Below are 16,302 nucleotides of genomic sequence, written 5' to 3' on the forward strand. Positions count from 1 at the left end.
ACATTTGTCCTCTGCCCTTTGGTAGGGTGAGGGCGTGAGGGTTTTACTCCTTCTCCTCCTCGGAAGCCTGGCCTGGGGCAAGCCCGTGGCCACCCCAGGCTGGGTGCGCCTGGTGCCCCCCGTGCTCAAGGACACCGCCGCCTACCTCACCCTGGAAAACCGGGGGACAACTCCCCTGCGCCTGGTGGGGGCAGAGACCGAGGTGGCGCAAAGGGTCTCCTTCCACCGGGACCACCGGGAGCACCGGCACGGGCAGGAGGTGCTGGGCATGCGCCCCCTGCCCCACGTGGACATCCCCCCTGGGGGCAAGGTGGTCTTCCGCCCCGGGGGGTACCACCTGATGCTGGAAGGACTAAAACGCCCCCTCAAGGCGGGGGAGAAGGTGGCCATCACCCTGCGCTTCCAAGACGGCACCCGGCTTAAGGTACTCCTACCCGTGGAGATGCGATGAAAAAAGCCTTGCCCTTCCTCTTGCTCCTGGGGCTTTTGCTCCTGGCCTACTTCCTGGTCCCCAAGGGGGGCCACAGCTTCTACGGCACGCGGCTTCTGAACCCCAAGCCGGTGGACTTCACCCTCCAGGGCCCCAAAGGCCCCGTGCGCCTGGCGGAGGTCCGGGAGGAGGTGGTGCTCCTCTTCTTCGGCTTCGTGCACTGCCCCGACGTCTGCCCCACCACCCTGCTGGCCCTCAAGCGGGCCTACGAGGCCCTTCCCCCCAAGGCCCAGGAGCGGGTGCGGGTGATCTTCGTGAGCGTGGACCCCGACCGGGACACCCCGGAGATCGCCGACCAGTACGCCAAGAACTTCCACCCCAGCTTCCTGGGGCTCTCGGGGAGCCCCGAGGCCATCCAGGAGGTGGCCCGCACCTTCGGGGTCTACTACCAAAAGGCCCAGTACCGGGGGCCAAAGGAGTACCTGGTGGACCACACCGCCACCACCTTCGTGGTGCAAAAGGGAAAGCTGGTCCTCCTCTTCAGCCCGGACAAGGTGGAGGCCACGGAGAAGGTGGTGGCCGACCTGCAGGCCCTGCTCTAGGCCCTCACCCCAGGGCCACGTCCAGGGTCATCATCAGGGCAAAGCCCACCATGACCCCAAAGGTGGAGACGTCCCCGTTGCCCTCCGCCTGGCTTTCGGGGATGACCTCCTCCACGATCACGAAGACCATGGCCCCCGCCGCCAGGGCCATGAGGTAGGGGAGGAGGGTGAGCATCTGGGCCACCAGGGCCGCGCCCAAAAGGGCCCCCAGGGGCTCCACCACCGCGGAGAGCTGCCCGTAAAACCAGGCCCGTCCGGGGCTGATGCCCGCCCGCCGCAGGGGCCAGGCCACGGCCAGACCCTCGGGGAGGTTCTGTAGCCCAATGCCCACCGCCAGGGCCATGGCCCCCCCCAGGGTGGCGGCTCCCGTAGGGTCCAGGCCCGCCGCCCCGAAGGCCACCCCCACGGCCAGGCCCTCGGGGAAGTTGTGCAGGGTGATGGCCAGGATGAGGAGGGTGGTGCGCCGCCAGTGGGTGTGCAGGCCCTCCTCCTGGGCCCCAGGCCCCAGGTGCACGTGGGGCAGGAAGCGGTCCATGAAGCGCAAGAGCCCCCCGCCCAGCAGGAAGCCCACCACCGCCGGCATCCAGGGCACCATCCCCTGGGCCTCGGCCATCTCCATGCCGGGCAGGAGCAGGGAAAAGACGCTGGCCGCCAGCATCACCCCGGCGGCAAAGCCCAGCATGCCGTCCAGGAGTTTGCGGCTGGGCTCCCGTGCCAGGAAGACGCTGAGGGCCCCCAATGCGGTGAGGCCCCAGGTGAAAAGCCCGCCCCCCAGGGCGTAGAGCAAGGGAGCCTCCATGGGCCTAAGTTTAGGGAAGCCTAAAACAAAAGGCAAGGCCGCCTTGGGGTATCCTGAGGTAAGGTATGCTGGACAAGCTTGCGCGCCTAGAAGAAGAGTACCGGGAGCTGGAAGCGCTCCTCGCCGATCCCGAGATCCTCAAGGACCCGAAGCGCTACCAGGCCCTTTCCCGGCGGTATGCGGAGATGGGGGAGATCATCGCCCTCATCCGCGAGTACCGCAAGGTCATGGCGGACCTCGAGGGGGTGGAAAGCCTCCTGGAGGACCCCGAGCTACGCGAGGTGGCCAAGGCGGAAAGGGAGACCCTCCTCACCCGCAAGGCGGAGCTGGAAAAGGAGCTGGAGCGCCACCTCCTCCCCAAGGACCCCATGGACGAGCGGGACGCCATCGTGGAGATCCGCGCCGGCACCGGAGGGGAGGAGGCCGCCCTCTTTGCCCGGGACCTCCTGGAGATGTACCTGCGCTTCGCCGAGGAGATGGGCTTTGAAACCGAGCTCTTGGACTCCAACCCCACGGACCTAGGGGGGTTTTCCAAGGTGGTCTTTGAGGTGCGGGGCCCCGGGGCCTACGGCACCTTCAAGTACGAAAGCGGGGTCCACCGGGTACAAAGGGTGCCGGCCACGGAGACCCAGGGGCGCATCCACACCTCCACCGCCACGGTGGCCGTGCTGCCCAAGGCCGAGGAGGCCGACTTCCAGCTCAACATGGAGGAGGTGCGCATTGACGTGATGCGGGCCTCGGGGCCGGGAGGCCAGGGGGTGAACACCACGGACAGCGCGGTGCGGGTGGTGCACCTGCCCACGGGCATCATGGTCACCTGCCAGGACTCCCGGAGCCAGATCAAGAACCGGGAGAAGGCCCTCATGATCCTGCGAAGCCGCCTCCTGGAGATGAAGCGGGCCGAGGAAGCGGAAAAGCTCCGCCAGACCCGCCTGGCCCAGATCGGCACCGGGGAGCGGTCGGAGAAGATCCGCACCTACAACTTCCCCCAGTCCCGGGTCACGGACCACCGCATCGGCTTCACCACCCACGACCTCGAGGGCGTCCTCTCGGGCCATCTCCAGCCCCTCCTGGAGGCCCTCAAACGGGCCGATCAGGAACGCCAGCTGGAGGCCATGACGGAAGCGTGATGCGCCGCGAGATCCTGGTGGTGGCGGCCATCCTCCTGGACCGCCAGGGGCGGGTCCTCCTGGTGGGCAACGACTGGGGGCGGCGGGGCCAGGTGCGCTACACCCTCCCCGGGGGGACGGTGGAGCCGGGGGAGACGGTCCTGGAGGCCCTGGTGCGGGAGGTGCGGGAGGAAACGGGCCTCCTGGTCAAGGGGATTGAACACCTGGCCTACGTGATCCAGGTGGAGGACCGCCGGAAAAACGAGCGCACCCTGGCCATGGCCTTCCGGGCACGCTACGAGGGCCTCCTGAACCCCAGGGACCCCGACGGGCACATCGTGGAGGCCCGCTTCTTCACCCCCGAGGAGGCCGCGGCCAAACTGGAAGGCCACCGCCCCCTGCAGGAACCCCTCCTGGACTACCTGGGAGGGGAGCGGGGGCGGTTTTACGCCTACCCGGGCTGGGGGGTGCCGGGAGTGCGGGTCTAGGGGCCCAGCTTGCGCTTCAGGTAGGCCAAAAGCTCTTCCAGAAGCCGCCTGAGGGCCCGCTGCTCGTCCGCCAGGGCCTCCAGGGGGTCCTTGGCCACCTCGAGGCCGGAAAAGGTCTTGAAGAGGAGGGTGGTGTTGCCGCACCGGGGGCAGGCCACCTCGGAGGGGCGCACCGAGGGAGCGTAGAAGACCCGGGCCGCGCACCGGGGGCAGAGGAGATACTTGGCCCCCAGGGCCTCCCCCTTGCGCACCCCCTCCTCCAGCTCCAGGGCCTCCTCCCGGGGGAAGCCCAGGAAGTAGTCCTCCCCCACCTGGATGAGCCCCAGAACCTCCTCCGTGCTTTTCAATTCCCCCCGCTTGCCCTCGGGCACCTCCCAGGAGAAGCCGTTCCAGCGGAAGTGGCGCAGGTGCTTCCTCCCCTCCAGGTCTTCGATCTCCACGATGAGCTGCAGGAGGGGGTCCTTGGGGTAGTAGTAGAGGCGCACCCCCTGCACCCCGGCCAAGGACTGGGTGCGGGGCAGGGTGTAGGCCAGGGGGCCATCCCCCCTGGCGGGGTAGCCCACCAGGCGCTCCAGGTCGTAAAGGGTAAGGCCGGGACGCTCCATGTCCCCGTAGAGGAGCCGCTCCACGTAGCGGAAGGCGGCCTCGAGGCCCGGGTCCATGGGAACATTCTACCCCGGGAGGCCTTCCCGGGGTAGGCGCAAAACCCCAGGCTAGGGCGCGGGCCAGACCACGCAAAGAGGCTTCAGCACGGCCAACCTACCGCCCCCATGCTGGGCCAGCATGGCCTCCTGTACCCCCTTCTCCGGCCAGAGATAGTCCACCACCAGGGGGGCGTCCTCGTTCTGGGCCCCGCCCAGGTTCCAAGGACCAGCCTCCTTGCCCACCGGGCGGAAGTGGTCCGGGCCATACCCGTCCTGGCTCCCCACCAGCACGTAGAGGCAGACCCGTTGCCCGGGGGTGGGGTTGAAGAGCTTCTTGTCCAGCTGGAGGATCACCTGCTTGTCCGCGGGGTTGCTGCTCACCACCACCCCATCCGCGGTGTCGGTGCCGTCGGGGAAACCCACCCGCTGGCCGTACTGGGGCCAGCCCGCGGCCTTCAGGAAAAGGTCCCAAGGATGCGCGGGGTCAAAGGCCACCTTGGCCCCCTTGGCGAAGGTGTCCGTCCTGCCCCCTTCTTTAAAGTCTATGTAGACGTTCAGGAGCTGGTGGCTGAAGCCGGCCGGGGCTCCCCAGGGGTTGGTCATCTCCCCAAAGGTGAAGACGAAGGTCCAGGTGGCCCCCCCGTCCAGAAGGCGCACCTCCAGGAGGTCAAAGAGGCCCTTGAAGGGGGCGAAGGCACTCTCCTTGGGGTAGGTGTAGGTGCCGGGGCCGTACTCGTCCCCCACGGGGTCGGTGAGGCGCAACACCTCCTTCCCCGCCAGACGCTGGGGCAGGCCCAGGGCCAGGGGTGCCCCATTGGGGGCGGTGTCCAGCACCCTGCCCCCCCGCTCCAGCACCACCGCCAGGCGCAGGATGTCCCCGGCCTCCGCCTTGAGGGTGGTGTAGGGGATGCGCATCTCCACCACCTGGTCCACCCAGGCCCGCCGTCCAGCCAGGTCCGCCGGGGAACTGGCCAGAATCCAGGCCCCCTCCCGGTAGGCGAAGCGCACCAAAACCCCCTGCCCCTCCCGTACCTGGTCCAGGTCCAGGGTGATGCGCTGCTGCAGGGGGAAGCCCAGGGAGACCTCCGCCCCTTCGGGGAAGGCCGCCCCGCCCTCCTCCCTGGGGGTGGTGGCGTAGACGTGCAGGCGGTAGCCCTGGCCCAGGAGGTCCTTGGCCCGTACCCCGTCCCGCAGGTCCAGGCGCAGGTACACGTTTTGCTCGTCAAACCCCAGGGCCAGGCCGCGGATCAGGTCGTCCGGGGTCTGCATGGTAGTGCCGTCGGGGTCCGCCAGGTAAGCGGCCCCCTGCCACTCCTCCGGGGTGGCCCGGCCGTCCAAGGTGGGCCTCACCCGGCCCGGGGTGCCCTGGGGCTGGGCCGGGGGCCGCACGGCGATGAAGAGCTCCTCCGGGGGCTTCTGGCCCATGGCCCCGTAGACCGCCTGCAGAAGGGCCCGGAAGGCCTCGTCAAAAGGTGGGTTGTTGGGGAAGCCCGTGTCCTGGCCGTACCACCAGAACCAGTCGGAGGCCTGGGCGGCGTAGATGAGGCCCATGGCCCGCTCCACCGCCCGGGGGTCCCCGCCCTTTTCCTTGAAGGCCAGCACCGCCTGCCTGGCCCGGCTCAGCCGGTCCCAGGCCTCGTTCTCCTCGGGTTCCCCCGCCCACATGGCGAAGTCCCCCGCCCAACCCCCGGTGCCCAGCCGGGCGATGGGCAAGGAGGGCTCGCCGAGGAGCTCGGAAAAGAGCACGGTCTTCAGGGTGCCCTTACGCTGCTCCTCCGTGAGGCGGCGGTAGAGGAGGCGGCGGAAGTCGTTGCCGTTGTTGGGGTAGTGCTCCCAGGCGTTTTCCCCGTCCAGGGCGATGGTGAGCACGGCGCTCGGGTTCTGGCCGATTACCTGGCGGCGGATCTCCAGGAGGGCGGCGATGAAGTCTTCCACCGCCCTTTCCGCGCTCATCTGGCTGTAGCTGAAGCCGATGCGGTCGGAAAGATCGCGGTGGCGGAAGAAGAGGACCACCCGCTTGCCGTCCTTTTCCACGTGGTAGGTGCGGGTCAGGGTGGCGGGGTTCACGGGGAAGCCGCTCTTGCCCAGGATGGCCTCGTCCGTCACCAGGAAGCCGATGCCCTCCTGGGCATAGAGCTCGGCGGCCTTCTGGCTCACCGCCCCTTCGGGGGGCCACATGCCCCTAGGCTCTTTCCCGAAAAGGCTCTTGAAATACTCCTTGCCGGCCCGCACCTGCCAGGCGGCGTCCTCAGGCCAGGCGATGGGCTCTTTGGGCAGGACCAGGGCGGGGTTGGACTCGCGGATGGCCTCCTTCTCCAGGAGGATGGGGAGGATGGGGTGGTAGTAGGGGGTGGTGATGAGGTCAATCTGCCCCCGCTCCCACAGGGCCTTGTGCAGGGGCAGGATGGTGGCCATGAGCTCCAGGTGCTTCCGGAGGACGTAGTTCACGTCCTCCTGGGTGAAGCCGCGGTCCTTGCGGTAAAGGGCCCGGAGGCCGGGGTCGCGCTCGATGTAGTCTATGTTGATCCAGTACAGGTTCCACAAGACCCTGAGGTCCTGCAGGTCCTGGTCGCTGAAGGCCTCCCCCCGGGTCTTCTTGGCCTGGAGCTCCCGGTAGCGGGGGCTCTTCTCCACGAAGCGGGGGTTGATGTCAAAGAACTGGGCCACGATGAAGGCCCGCTCCTCCGGGGTGAGCTGGGAAAGGGGCTTCTCGGAGACCCGCCAGTAGGCGTCCTTGGCCCTGCCGGAAAGGTAGTCCCCGATCTGCTTGAGGAGGGTGGAGGTGTAGTCAAAGGTGACCTTGATCTCGGGGAACTCCTTGAGCACCTCGGCCATCCAGGGGTAGTCGTTCACCCCGTGGGCCCGCACCCAGGGCCCCTCGTACTGCCCCGTGACGGGGTTCTCGTAGGGGGGCTGGTGCTGGTGCCAGAGGATGGCCACCCGGAGGGGTTGGGCCAGGGCAAGGCCAAAGGAGACCACCAAAAGCCAAAGGGCTTGTTTCATGCGCTTCCCTCCTCGGCTAACCCCCTGTTGGAAGGGGTTCCATACCCGGACACGGGGCATTATACCCCTTCATTCCTTCTGGTCATAATGGACCCATGTCCCTCCTCTTCTCTCCCCTGGAGCTACGCGGCCTCAGGCTCAAGAACCGCCTGGCCATGTCCCCCATGTGCCAGTACTCGGCCACGGAAGGGGGTGAGGTCACCCAGTGGCACCTCCTCCACTACCCCACCCGGGCCCTGGGCGGGGTGGGGCTGGTGGTGGTGGAGGCCACGGCCGTCCTCCCGGAGGGGCGCATCAGCCCCTTTGACCTGGGCATCTGGTCAGAGGACCACCTGCCGGGCCTTGCGGCCCTGGCCAAGAGCATCCGGGAGGCGGGGGCGGTGCCCGGCATCCAGCTGGCCCATGCCGGGCGCAAGGCGGGTACGGCCCGGCCTTGGGAAGGGGGAAAGCCCCTGGGCTGGCGGGTGGTGGGGCCAAGCCCCCTTCCCTTCGCCGAGGGGTACCCGGTGCCCGAGGCCCTGGACGAGGCGGGCATGGCGCGCATCCTGGAAGCCTTCGTGGAAGGGGCCCGCCGGGCCCTGAGGGCCGGCTTCCAGGTGATTGAGCTCCACATGGCCCACGGCTACCTCCTCTCCTCCTTCCTCTCTCCCCTGGCCAACCGGCGGGAGGACGCCTATGGGGGCGGCCTCGAGGGACGGATGCGCTTCCCCCTCCAGGTGGCCGAGGCGGTGCGGGCGGCCATCCCCCCCGAGCTCCCCCTTTTCGTGCGGGTCTCGGCCACGGACTGGGCCGAGGGGGGGTGGGGCCTCGAGGACACCCTGGCCTTCGCCGCCCGGCTGAAGTCCCTGGGGGTGGACCTCCTGGACTGCTCCTCGGGGGGCGTGGTCCCCGGGGTGCGGGTGCCTGTGGCCCCGGGCTTCCAGGTGCCCTTCGCCGACGCCGTCAAAAAGCGGGTGGGCATGCGGACCGGGGCGGTGGGGCTCATCACCGAGCCAAAGCAGGCGGAGACCATTCTCCAGGCGGGAAGCGCCGACCTCATCCTTCTGGGCCGGGTCCTGCTTCGCGACCCCTACTTCCCCCTGCGGGCGGCCCAGGCCCTGGGGGAAAGGCCTGAGGTTCCCCCCCAGTACCAGCGGGCCTTCTAAACTCTGGTAAACTTTTCCCACCATGAAGGCCGTGCGGGTACACCAGGTGGGCGGGCCGGAGGTGTTGCGGCTGGAGGAAGTACCCCTCCCTGAGCCGGGTCCCGGGGAGGTCTTGGTGCGGCTTCTGGCCATTGGGGTGAACTACATTGACACCTACAAGCGCCGGGGCCTCTACCCCATGCCCCTCCCCTTCACCCTGGGGGAGGAGGGGGCCGGGGTAGTGGAGCGGGTGGGGGAGGGGGTGGTGGGGGTAAGACCGGGGAACCGGGTGGCCTTCGCCAACGCGCAGGGTTCTTACGCGGAGTACCAGGTGGTGCCGGCGGAAAGGCTGGTCCCCGTCCCCCCGGGCCTTGACCCCAAGGAGGCCGCGGCCGCCCTGCTCCAGGGCATGACCGTGCACTACCTCCTCAAAAGCACCTACCCCGTGGCCCCGGGGGACCAGGTGCTGGTGCACGCGGGCGCTGGAGGCGTGGGGCAGCTCCTCATCCAGTGGGCCAAGCGCCTGGGGGCCACGGTCTACGCCACCGCCAGCACGGAGGAGAAGCGGGCGCTCTGCCTCGAGGCCGGCGCGGACTACGCCCTGCCCTACGAGGGCTTCGCCCAGGCGGTGAAGGCCCTCTCCGGGGGCGGGGTGGACGTGGTCTACGACGGCGTGGGCCAGAGCACCTTTGAGGGGAGCCTCGAGGCCCTGAGGCCTAGGGGCTACCTGGTCCTCTTCGGCCAGTCCTCAGGGCCCGTCCCCCCCCTGGACCCCCAGGTGCTGAACCGCAAGGGTAGCCTCTTCCTCACCCGGCCTACCCTGCACCACCACACGGCAACCCGCAAGGAGCTCCTCTGGCGGGCGGGGGAGGTCTACGAGGCCCTGCGGCAAGGCTGGCTTAGGGTGCGCATCGGGGCGGAGTTTCCCCTGGAACAGGCCAAGGAGGCCCACGAGGCCCTGGAGGGGCGCAGAACCGTGGGCAAGGTGCTCCTAATCCCCTAGGAAGCGGGCCCGCCAGGCCCTGAGCCCCGCCTCGGGGGGGTGGGCCCCCCGGGCGGTGCAGGCCAGGGCGGCCAGGGCAGAGGCCCCTTTAAGGAGGCCCTCTAGCTCCCCAGGGGAAAGGGCCCCCAGGGTTTCCGGCCGGTATCCCTTCCGAAGGAGGAGGGCGAGGAGGCCCGCGCTGAAGTTGTCCCCCGCCCCCACGGTGTCCACCACGGCCACCCTCTCCCCAGGAACCCGCACCTCCTCTCCCCCGCAAAAGGCCACCGCCCCCTCGGGGCCCAGGGTGAGGACCTTGAGGGGCGGGGGCAGGCGGCGCACGGCCTCCAGGGGGCCCTCGGGAAAGAGGAGGCGGCCGTCCTCCAGGGAAAGCTTGAGGAGGTGGACCCGGGCCAGGTAGCCCGCCACCCGGGCCCGTTCCTCCGGGGTGGGGGGGCTTCGCAGGTTGGGGTCGTAGCTGAGGAGGGCCCCCTCCCCCAGGGCCTCCTGCAAGAGGGCGGCCACGCCCCCGTGGGTGCGGGCCTCGAGGGCGAAGAGGGAGCCGAAGTGGAAGGCCTTAGCGCCTTTGAGAAGACCAGGCGAAGGCCTGTAGGGGGCCTCAAAGGGGCGGTGGAAGCTGTAGTGGGCGTTGCCCGCCGCGTCCAGGCGCACCAGGGCCAGGGGCATGGGCCCGGGGTGGCGGCAGAGCACGGGGTTCAGGTCCCGCCTGGCCATCTCCCCCTCGGCCCAGGCGGAAACCCAGTCCGCGCCCACCTCGGAGAGGAAGCGCACGGGAAGGCCCAGCCGGGCCAGGGTGGTGGCGGTGTTCAGCACCGAGCCCCCGAGGACCCCGGTGAAGCGCAAGGGGGCCTCCTCCTCCAAAACCAAGTCCACCAGGACCTCGCCGGTTAGGGCCAGCATGGGTTCATTATGCCCGGATGCGCTTCACATTCTTTGGGCAAAAAGTGGTATAGTCTTCCTCCGAAAGCAGGGCAACCCCGCGTGGTCTTCGCAGCGTCTTTTGTTCCTATCCCGCCCATAGGAGGTGGCAGATGCTTGGAGGATATGCCCATAGGATCGCCCGTATAGACCTTACAAGCGGCAAGGTGGAGTACTTCGCTCCAGACCCCAAGGACCTGGAGATGTACGTGGGGGGCCGGGGCCTCGGGGTGAAGTACGTGTTTGAAAACGGCCCCCAGGTGGACCCCCTGGGCCCGGAGAACCTCCTCTGCATCATGAACGGCCCCCTCTCCGGAACCCGGGCCAAGATGTCGGGAAGGCTCGCCGTGGTCACCAAAAGCCCCCTCACGGGCACGGTGACGGACAGCCACATGGGGGGCTGGACCGCGGCCAAGCTCAAGTGGGCGGGGTTTGACGGCCTCCTCATCAAGGGGGCCTCGGAAAAGCCCGTTTACCTGCTGGTGAAAGACGGAGAGGTCTCCATCCACGACGCCTCCGACCTCTGGGGCAAGACCACCCACGAGGTCCACCGCCTCCTCCAGGAGCGACACGGGAAGGAGGCCGACGTGATGGCCATCGGCCCCGCCGGGGAAAACCTGGTGCGCTTCGCCAACTGGCTCAACAACGACGAACGTGCCGCCGGCCGCGGGGGCACGGGAGCGGTGGCGGGGAGCAAGAAACTGAAGGCCATCGTGGTGGTGGGCAAGCAGGACAAGATGCCCCAGCCCAAAGACCCCGAGCTCTGGAAGGAGGCGGACCGCCTGGCCTCGGCCACCATCAACGACCCCAAGAACGTCACCGCCCCCAAGAAGGGTGGGCTCTCCCTTTACGGCACCAACGTGCTCATGAACATCACCAACGTCATGGGGGCCCTGCCCACCTACAACGCCCAGCACACCTGCATTGAGGGGGCGGAGAAGATCTCCGGGGAGTACATCCGGGAACACCGCCTCATCAAGGACAACACCTGCCACGCCTGCCCCGTGGCCTGCAAGAAGATGGTGGAGGTCCACATCAACGGCAAGACCATCCGCTTTGAGTCCTACGAGTACGAGTCCGCCTGGGCGCTAGGGGCCCACGCCGGCCACACGGACACCGACTGGACCGGGTACGCCATCTACCTCTGCAACGCCTTCGGCATGGACACCATTGAGGCGGGCAACGCCATCGCCGTCCTCATGGAGGCCACGGAGAAGGGCTACTACCAGGGGGAAGACGGGATTCGCTTCGGGGACAAGGAAGGGGAGATCCGCATCTTGGAGGCCATCGCCTACCGCAAGGGGGTGGGGGACATGCTGGCCGAGGGTCCCGCCCGCTTCGCCAAGGCCATCGGCCACCCGGAGATCGCCCTCGAGGTCAAGGGCCAGTCCATCCCCGCCTACGACCCCCGGGGCCTCAAGGGGATGGGCATCGCCTACGCCACCTCCAACCGTGGGGCCTGCCACCTTCGGGCTTACACCCCCGCCTCCGAGATCCTGGGCGTCCCCTACAAGACCGACCCCCTAGCCTGGGAGGGCAAGGGCAAGCTCACCAAGCTCTTCCAGGACCTCTCCGCCTTCACCGACTCCCTGGACCTCTGCAAGTTCAGCCAGTTCGCGGAAGGCCCTGAGGAGTACGCCAAGCAGCTTGCCGCCTACTGGGGCCGGCCGGTGAGCCCGGAGGAGATCCTTAAGATTGGCGAGCGCATCTACAACCTGGAGCGCTACTACAACAACCTGGCGGGCTGGGCCGAGGGCTCGGATTACCTGCCCAAGCGCTTCCTGGAGGAGCCCTCGGACTGCGCCGGCTCCAAGGGGCAGCGCACCGAGCTGGACCTGATGCTGGAGGAGTACTACCGGGAGCGGGGCTGGGAGAAGGGCGTGGTGCCCCCGGCCAAGCTCCAGGAGCTCGGCATCCTCTCCCAGGCGGCGGACTAGCCCCTTGGGATAGGCCCGGCCCCCTAGGGGGCCGGGTTTTCCCGTAAACTCTCCTTATGCCCAAGGTGAACCTCTACGCCACCTTCCGCGACCTCACGGGAACGAGCCAGCTCCAGGTGGAGGGCCGGACCGTGGGGGAGGTGCTCGCCAATCTGGTCCGGCGGTATCCGCAGATGAGGGAGGAGCTCTTTGAGGGGGAGGCCTTGGCCGAGCGGGTTTCCGTCTTCCTGGAGGGGCGGGACGTGCGCTACCTCGAGGGGCTTTCCACCCCCCTGGCCCCCGAGGCCACCTTGGACCTCTTCCCCCCGGTGGCGGGCGGGGGCCTGGAAGGGCGCTTCGGCGCCTTGCCCCCCTGGCTTCTGGAACACTACCTGACGGAGTGGGGAGGGAGGAAACTCGCAGACGGCACCTACACCCTTCCCGGGGCCCGGGTGCGCTTCGCCGAGGCGGCACCGCTCGCCGTGGGGAGCCTTTCCATCCCTCAGCTCTGGGTGGAGGTGGAAGGGGAGGAGGCGGGGGCCTGGTGGAAGCGCATCGTCCTGGCCGCCAGCCGGGGAGGAGGGTAAACCCCTTCTAGACCAGCAGGCGGCCTTCCAAAAAGGCCTGGCTTCTCGGGTCCCGCGGCGTTTGGAAAAAGGCAGGGGCCGGGGCTTCCTCCACCACCTGGCCCAGGAAGAGGAAAAGCACCCGGTGGGCGAGCCTTCGGGCCTGGAAGAGGTCGTGGGTGGCCAGGACCACCCCCCGGCCTTCCCCGGCGGCCTCCCGGAGAAGCCCCTCCACCTGGGCGGCGTTGGCGGGATCCAGGCTGGCGGTGGGCTCGTCCAGGAGGAGCACCTCGGGTTCCACCAAGAGGGTGCGGGCCAGGGCCAGCCGCACCGACTCCCCACCGGAGAGGAGGTGGGCGGGCTGGTGGGCCCTCTCCTCCAGGCCCACCCGCCCCAGGAAGGCGGCGGCCCGACGGAGGGCCTCCCTCTTGGGCACCCCCCGGAGGAGGAGGCCGAAGGCAGCGTTTTCCAGCACGCTCCGCCTCAGGTGGGGTGGGGTCTGGGGCAGGTAGGCGCGGGAGCCCCCCTCTACCCATCCCGTCTCCGGCCTAAGGAGCCCGGCCAGGAGGCGGAGCAACGTGGTCTTGCCGCTCCCCGAGGGCCCCAGCACCGCCAGGACCTCCCCGGCGTGGACCTCGAGGCGGCCCACCTCCAGGGCAAACCCCCCGTAGCGCTGCACTAACCCTTCCGCCCGCAAAACCGGCCTCATTCCCGCTCCAGGATAACCAGGAGGGCCGTCACCAAAAGGGCCAAGCCCATGAGGACCATCCCCAGGGCTAAGGCCGCCTCCACCTCCCCCTTGCGGGTCTCCACCACGATGGCGGTGGTGAGGACCCGGGTGTGATGGCGGATGTCCCCCCCCACCAGGGTGGCCGCCCCCACCTCGCTGATGGCCCCCCCAAACCCCGCCGCCAGGGCGGCGGCCAGGGTGCGGCGGCTTTCCCAGAAGAGGGTGGGAAGTACCTGCCCCTCCTTACCCCCCAGGCTCAGCACCAGAAGCCGCACCTCTTCCACCCGGCCCCGGGCCCCGGAGAGGACGAAGGCGGCGATGGGGGGAAAGGCCAGGACCGCCTCCGCCAGCACCATGGCGTAGGGGGTGTAAAGAAGCCCCAAGGAGCCCAAGGGCCCGGCGCGGGAAAGCAGAAGGTAGAAAAAAAGCCCTACCACCACGGAGGGAAGGCCAAGGCCCGCATAGAGGAGAACCCGCCCCAAGAGCCCCCCGCCCCCCCGCAAGGCCAGCCAGAGGCCCAAGGGCACCGCAGGCAGGGCCGCCAAGAGGGTGGCGAGCCCCGCCACCCAAAGGCTGCGCAGGGCGATCTCCCAAAGCTCAACGGCCTCCACTTCCCGGGATGATACACCGCCCCCTCAGGGGCTGGAACAGGGTCTGCCCTTCCACCTTCAGGCTTTCCACCAGGCGGGCGGCCTCCTCCGTGGCCAGGAAGCGGCGGAGCGCCTGGGCCTCCTTGACCCTCGCCCCCCCGGGAACCACGTAGTAGGTGTATTGGTTCAGGAGAAGGGGGTCTTCCCGGGCGTAAAGGGCCACCAAGCCCAGCTTCCGGCCCACGGTGAGGTAGGTGGCCAGGTCGGAGAGGGTGTAGGCCCCCTTCTCCGCCGCCAGGACCAGGGTCTGGCCCATCCCCGCCCCCGACTCCAGGTACCAGTCCCCCTGCGGAGTCAGGCCCGCCGCCTGCCAAAGGGCCAGCTCCTTTAGGTGGGTGCCCGAGCGGTCCCCCCGGGAAACAAAGAGGGCCCGGGCCTGGGCGATGCGCCGCAGGGCCGCCCGGATGTCCTTCGCCCCCCGCACCCCGGCGGGGTCCCCCGCGGGCCCCACCAGGAGGAAGCTGTTCTTGGCCAAGCAGAAGGGCTCGGCTATGATACCCCGCCTAAGGGCCTCCTCCTCCAGCTCCGGGGCGTGGGTCAAGACGGCATCCACGTCCTTGCGCTCCGCCAGGAGCAGGGCCTGGCCCGTGCCCACGGCCAGGACCTCCACCTGCACCCCCGAGGCCTTCGTGAAGGCCGGCAAGAGCCGGTCCAGAAGCCCCGAGTCGTAAACGCTGGTGGTGGTGGCCAGCCTGAGCCCTAGGGCCGGTCCGGAAAGCCAGGCCGCCATGAGGAGCGCCGCCCGAATCCCGCGCATGGGTAAAGTTTAACCTTAAGGGGTGGAAGCCTTCAAGGAGGCTTGGCGCCTTTTCCAGGAAGGGAAGTACTTCGAGGCCCACGAGGTCCTCGAGGGACCCTGGCGGGAGGCAGAGGGGGAAGAGCGCCGCTTCCTGCAGGGGCTCATCCTCCTGGCGGCGGCCCTACACCAGGCAAAGATGGGGCGAAGGGGCCTAAGGAACCTCAAAAAGGCCGAGGGGAAGCTCCAGGGCTTCCCCTCCCCTTACCTTGGCCTGGACTGGCAACCCCTTCTGCAAGAGGCCCGGCGTAGACTTGGGGCGTGAACGCCTTGGTCCACGCCTACCGCGGCGAACAGGTGGAGAACCAGCACCGGGTTTCCCTGGCCCTCGTGGGGCGGGAAGGGCTGCTGGCCTACGGGGGGAACCCCGCCCTGGTGGCCTACATGCGCTCCTCCGCCAAGCCCTTCCAGGCCCTGGCCCTTTTCCTCACGGGAGCGGTGGAGCGCTTCGGCCTGACCGAGGAGGAGGTGGCCCTGGCCACCGCCAGCCACGACGGCACCCCGGAGCACGTGGCCGTGGCCGCCCGCTTCCTGGAGAAGCTGGGCCTCGGCCCCCAGCACCTGGTCTGCGGGGTCCACCCCCCCTTTTCCAAGGAGGCCCGCAAGGCCCTGGAGGAGGCCGGGCTAAACCCCACCCCCCTTCACCACAACTGCTCGGGGAAGCACGCCGGGATGCTGGCCGCCGCCCTGGCCCTGGGGGCCCCAGTGGAGGGGTACGAGCGGCCCGACCACCCCGTGCAGGTCCTAAACCGCAAGACCCTAAGCGCGCTTTCCGGGGCCGAGCCCGCCCACGCCACCGACGGATGCAGCGTGCCCACCTTCGCCCTGCCCCTCTCCCGCGCCGCCCGGGCCTTCTACCTCTTGGCCCAGCCGGAGGTGGCCCCGGAGGCCTACCGGGAGCCCCTCCTGCGGGTGCGCCGGGCCATGCGCCGCCACCCCAGGCTGGTGGCGGGGCCGGGGAGCATCGACACCCTCCTCATGGAGCGCCTGCCCCTGGTGGCCAAGCGGGGGGCGGACGGGTACTACGGCCTGGCCCTCCTGGAAAGCCCCAGGGGTCCTTTGGGCATCGCCCTAAAGGTGGAAGACGGCTCCTCCCAGGCCCGGGAGGTGGCGGTGGTGGCCCTCCTACGCCTCCTGGGGCTGAACCCCGGCCCCACCCCTTGGGACCGGCCGGAGGTGAAAAACCACCGGGGGCTTTCCGTGGGCCACCTCGAGGCCCATCTGGAGCTCATCTGGCTGTAGGGCGGTGGGCTTGCCTAGTAAATTGCCTTGTACCCCGGAGGGGGCGGGAGAAGGGAGAGAAGAACCCTAAGGCCGTAGGCGATGAGCTCCAAAAGCGCCCGCGCCATGGCCGTCCAAGGCTTCCGCTCCCAAAGGTACCCCCCACCCAGCCGCGTCTTCATCCCCCCAAACACCCCCTCCACCACCCCGCGAAACCGGTACACCTCGGGGTCCCACCCCTCCCGCGCCCGCACCCGCGCCTCCTCCCTGGCCTCGCCCCCGCCCCGAAGCCGGATCACCGGCCGC

At 69.1% G+C, this 16,302-nt stretch carries 17 protein-coding genes and 1 pseudogene; 10 read left to right on the forward strand and 8 right to left on the reverse strand.

Translation table 11 applies throughout. From position 1 onward, the window contains the following. The first annotated feature begins 34 nt into the window (after positions 1 to 34). Entirely contained in the window at positions 35 to 451 is a 417-nt protein-coding gene (locus B128_RS0104240; protein ID WP_018111032.1) for a copper chaperone PCu(A)C, read from the forward strand. Then, positions 448 to 1,032, forward strand: a complete 585-nt coding sequence (locus tag B128_RS0104245; RefSeq protein WP_018111033.1) for an SCO family protein — start codon at positions 448 to 450, stop codon at positions 1,030 to 1,032. Before B128_RS0104240 ends, B128_RS0104245 begins: the two co-directional genes overlap by 4 nt. A gap of 4 nt (positions 1,033 to 1,036) precedes the next feature. On the opposite strand, the gene B128_RS0104250 is transcribed toward B128_RS0104245, so the two are convergent. After that, on the reverse strand, positions 1,037 to 1,831 hold the full coding sequence (locus tag B128_RS0104250) for a ZIP family metal transporter (protein ID WP_018111034.1): 795 nt from the start codon (positions 1,829 to 1,831) through the stop codon (positions 1,037 to 1,039). A gap of 65 nt (positions 1,832 to 1,896) precedes the next feature. Between B128_RS0104250 and prfA the strand changes: the two genes are divergently transcribed. Further along, entirely contained in the window at positions 1,897 to 2,961 is a 1,065-nt protein-coding gene (prfA, locus tag B128_RS0104255) for a peptide chain release factor 1 (RefSeq protein ID WP_018111035.1), read from the forward strand. Continuing rightward, positions 2,961 to 3,428, forward strand: a complete 468-nt coding sequence (locus tag B128_RS0104260; protein ID WP_018111036.1) for an NUDIX hydrolase — start codon at positions 2,961 to 2,963, stop codon at positions 3,426 to 3,428. Before prfA ends, B128_RS0104260 begins: the two co-directional genes overlap by 1 nt. Here the strand turns inward: B128_RS0104260 and B128_RS0104265 are convergent. Together B128_RS0104265 and B128_RS0104270 are read right to left on the reverse strand one after the other, a co-directional pair. Further along, on the reverse strand, positions 3,425 to 4,090 hold the full coding sequence (locus B128_RS0104265; protein WP_018111037.1) for a hypothetical protein: 666 nt from the start codon (positions 4,088 to 4,090) through the stop codon (positions 3,425 to 3,427). The genes B128_RS0104260 and B128_RS0104265 overlap by 4 nt on opposite strands. Before the next feature lie 51 nt (positions 4,091 to 4,141). Further along, positions 4,142 to 7,075, reverse strand: coding sequence for a glucodextranase DOMON-like domain-containing protein (locus tag B128_RS0104270; protein WP_018111038.1), 2,934 nt, complete (start codon positions 7,073 to 7,075; stop codon positions 4,142 to 4,144). Positions 7,076 to 7,170: 95 nt separating this feature from the next. Between B128_RS0104270 and B128_RS0104275 the strand changes: the two genes are divergently transcribed. After that, positions 7,171 to 8,220 (forward strand): NADH:flavin oxidoreductase/NADH oxidase, encoded by a 1,050-nt coding sequence (locus tag B128_RS0104275; RefSeq protein ID WP_018111039.1) that lies wholly within the window; start codon positions 7,171 to 7,173, stop codon positions 8,218 to 8,220. Between the two features lie 22 nt (positions 8,221 to 8,242). Next, the gene (locus B128_RS0104280; protein ID WP_026175015.1) at positions 8,243 to 9,202 is read left to right on the forward strand and encodes a quinone oxidoreductase family protein; all 960 of its coding nucleotides are present in this window, start codon (positions 8,243 to 8,245) and stop codon (positions 9,200 to 9,202) included. Here B128_RS0104280 and B128_RS0104285 read toward each other — a convergent pair. Further along, positions 9,191 to 10,099 (reverse strand): carbohydrate kinase family protein, encoded by a 909-nt coding sequence (locus B128_RS0104285; protein ID WP_018111041.1) that lies wholly within the window; start codon positions 10,097 to 10,099, stop codon positions 9,191 to 9,193. The genes B128_RS0104280 and B128_RS0104285 overlap by 12 nt on opposite strands. A 131-nt stretch (positions 10,100 to 10,230) precedes the next feature. Here B128_RS0104285 and B128_RS0104290 point away from each other — a divergent pair, with 131 nt between their 5' ends. Both B128_RS0104290 and B128_RS0104295 read left to right on the forward strand, forming a co-directional pair. Beyond that, a complete protein-coding gene (locus B128_RS0104290; protein WP_018111042.1) occupies positions 10,231 to 12,054 on the forward strand; it encodes an aldehyde ferredoxin oxidoreductase family protein in 1,824 nt (607 codons plus the stop codon). Positions 12,055 to 12,110: 56 nt separating this feature from the next. Further along, the gene (locus B128_RS0104295) at positions 12,111 to 12,620 is read left to right on the forward strand and encodes a ubiquitin-like small modifier protein 1 (protein ID WP_018111043.1); all 510 of its coding nucleotides are present in this window, start codon (positions 12,111 to 12,113) and stop codon (positions 12,618 to 12,620) included. Positions 12,621 to 12,627: 7 nt separating this feature from the next. On the opposite strand, the gene B128_RS13340 is transcribed toward B128_RS0104295, so the two are convergent. The 3 genes from B128_RS13340 to B128_RS0104310 are packed head-to-tail and all read right to left on the reverse strand — an operon-like array spanning position 12,628 to position 14,736. Beyond that, positions 12,628 to 13,308, reverse strand: coding sequence for an ATP-binding cassette domain-containing protein (locus tag B128_RS13340; RefSeq protein WP_026175016.1), 681 nt, complete (start codon positions 13,306 to 13,308; stop codon positions 12,628 to 12,630). Then, entirely contained in the window at positions 13,305 to 13,940 is a 636-nt protein-coding gene (locus tag B128_RS0104305) for an ABC transporter permease (RefSeq protein ID WP_018111045.1), read from the reverse strand. Before B128_RS0104305 ends, B128_RS13340 begins: the two co-directional genes overlap by 4 nt. Continuing rightward, positions 13,927 to 14,736: an ABC transporter substrate-binding protein gene (locus tag B128_RS0104310; protein WP_018111046.1), complete on the reverse strand. Its 810-nt coding sequence runs from the start codon at positions 14,734 to 14,736 to the stop codon at positions 13,927 to 13,929. The genes B128_RS0104305 and B128_RS0104310 overlap by 14 nt, the downstream gene beginning before the upstream one ends. Positions 14,737 to 14,758: 22 nt before the next feature. Here B128_RS0104310 and B128_RS0104315 point away from each other — a divergent pair, with 22 nt between their 5' ends. Both B128_RS0104315 and B128_RS0104320 read left to right on the forward strand, forming a co-directional pair. Beyond that, on the forward strand, positions 14,759 to 15,040 hold the full coding sequence (locus B128_RS0104315; protein ID WP_018111047.1) for a DUF309 domain-containing protein: 282 nt from the start codon (positions 14,759 to 14,761) through the stop codon (positions 15,038 to 15,040). Continuing rightward, positions 15,037 to 16,017, forward strand: coding sequence for an asparaginase (locus B128_RS0104320; protein WP_018111048.1), 981 nt, complete (start codon positions 15,037 to 15,039; stop codon positions 16,015 to 16,017). Before B128_RS0104315 ends, B128_RS0104320 begins: the two co-directional genes overlap by 4 nt. Positions 16,018 to 16,031: 14 nt before the next feature. Here the strand turns inward: B128_RS0104320 and B128_RS12230 are convergent. Then, positions 16,032 to 16,302, reverse strand: a pseudogene (locus B128_RS12230) (hypothetical protein); the annotation flags it as partial.

Source organism: Thermus igniterrae ATCC 700962 (assembly GCF_000376265.1).
Taxonomy (GTDB): domain Bacteria; phylum Deinococcota; class Deinococci; order Deinococcales; family Thermaceae; genus Thermus; species Thermus igniterrae.

What these genes read in the sequence shown, in the direction of transcription:
- B128_RS0104280 (WP_026175015.1), top strand. Translation starts at nt 8,243, where the DNA reads ATGAAGGCCGTGCGGGTACACCAGGTGGGCGGGCCGGAGGTGTTGCGG.
- B128_RS0104275 (WP_018111039.1), top strand. Translation starts at nt 7,171, where the DNA reads ATGTCCCTCCTCTTCTCTCCCCTGGAGCTACGCGGCCTCAGGCTCAAG.
- B128_RS13340 (WP_026175016.1), bottom strand. Translation starts at nt 13,308, where the DNA reads ATGAGGCCGGTTTTGCGGGCGGAAGGGTTAGTGCAGCGCTACGGGGGG.
- B128_RS0104245 (WP_018111033.1), top strand. Translation starts at nt 448, where the DNA reads ATGAAAAAAGCCTTGCCCTTCCTCTTGCTCCTGGGGCTTTTGCTCCTG.
- B128_RS0104270 (WP_018111038.1), bottom strand. Translation starts at nt 7,075, where the DNA reads ATGAAACAAGCCCTTTGGCTTTTGGTGGTCTCCTTTGGCCTTGCCCTG.
- prfA (WP_018111035.1), top strand. Translation starts at nt 1,897, where the DNA reads ATGCTGGACAAGCTTGCGCGCCTAGAAGAAGAGTACCGGGAGCTGGAA.
- B128_RS0104285 (WP_018111041.1), bottom strand. Translation starts at nt 10,099, where the DNA reads ATGCTGGCCCTAACCGGCGAGGTCCTGGTGGACTTGGTTTTGGAGGAG.
- B128_RS0104250 (WP_018111034.1), bottom strand. Translation starts at nt 1,831, where the DNA reads ATGGAGGCTCCCTTGCTCTACGCCCTGGGGGGCGGGCTTTTCACCTGG.
- B128_RS0104295 (WP_018111043.1), top strand. Translation starts at nt 12,111, where the DNA reads ATGCCCAAGGTGAACCTCTACGCCACCTTCCGCGACCTCACGGGAACG.
- B128_RS0104290 (WP_018111042.1), top strand. Translation starts at nt 10,231, where the DNA reads ATGCTTGGAGGATATGCCCATAGGATCGCCCGTATAGACCTTACAAGC.
- B128_RS0104265 (WP_018111037.1), bottom strand. Translation starts at nt 4,090, where the DNA reads ATGGACCCGGGCCTCGAGGCCGCCTTCCGCTACGTGGAGCGGCTCCTC.
- B128_RS0104310 (WP_018111046.1), bottom strand. Translation starts at nt 14,736, where the DNA reads ATGCGCGGGATTCGGGCGGCGCTCCTCATGGCGGCCTGGCTTTCCGGA.
- B128_RS0104260 (WP_018111036.1), top strand. Translation starts at nt 2,961, where the DNA reads ATGCGCCGCGAGATCCTGGTGGTGGCGGCCATCCTCCTGGACCGCCAG.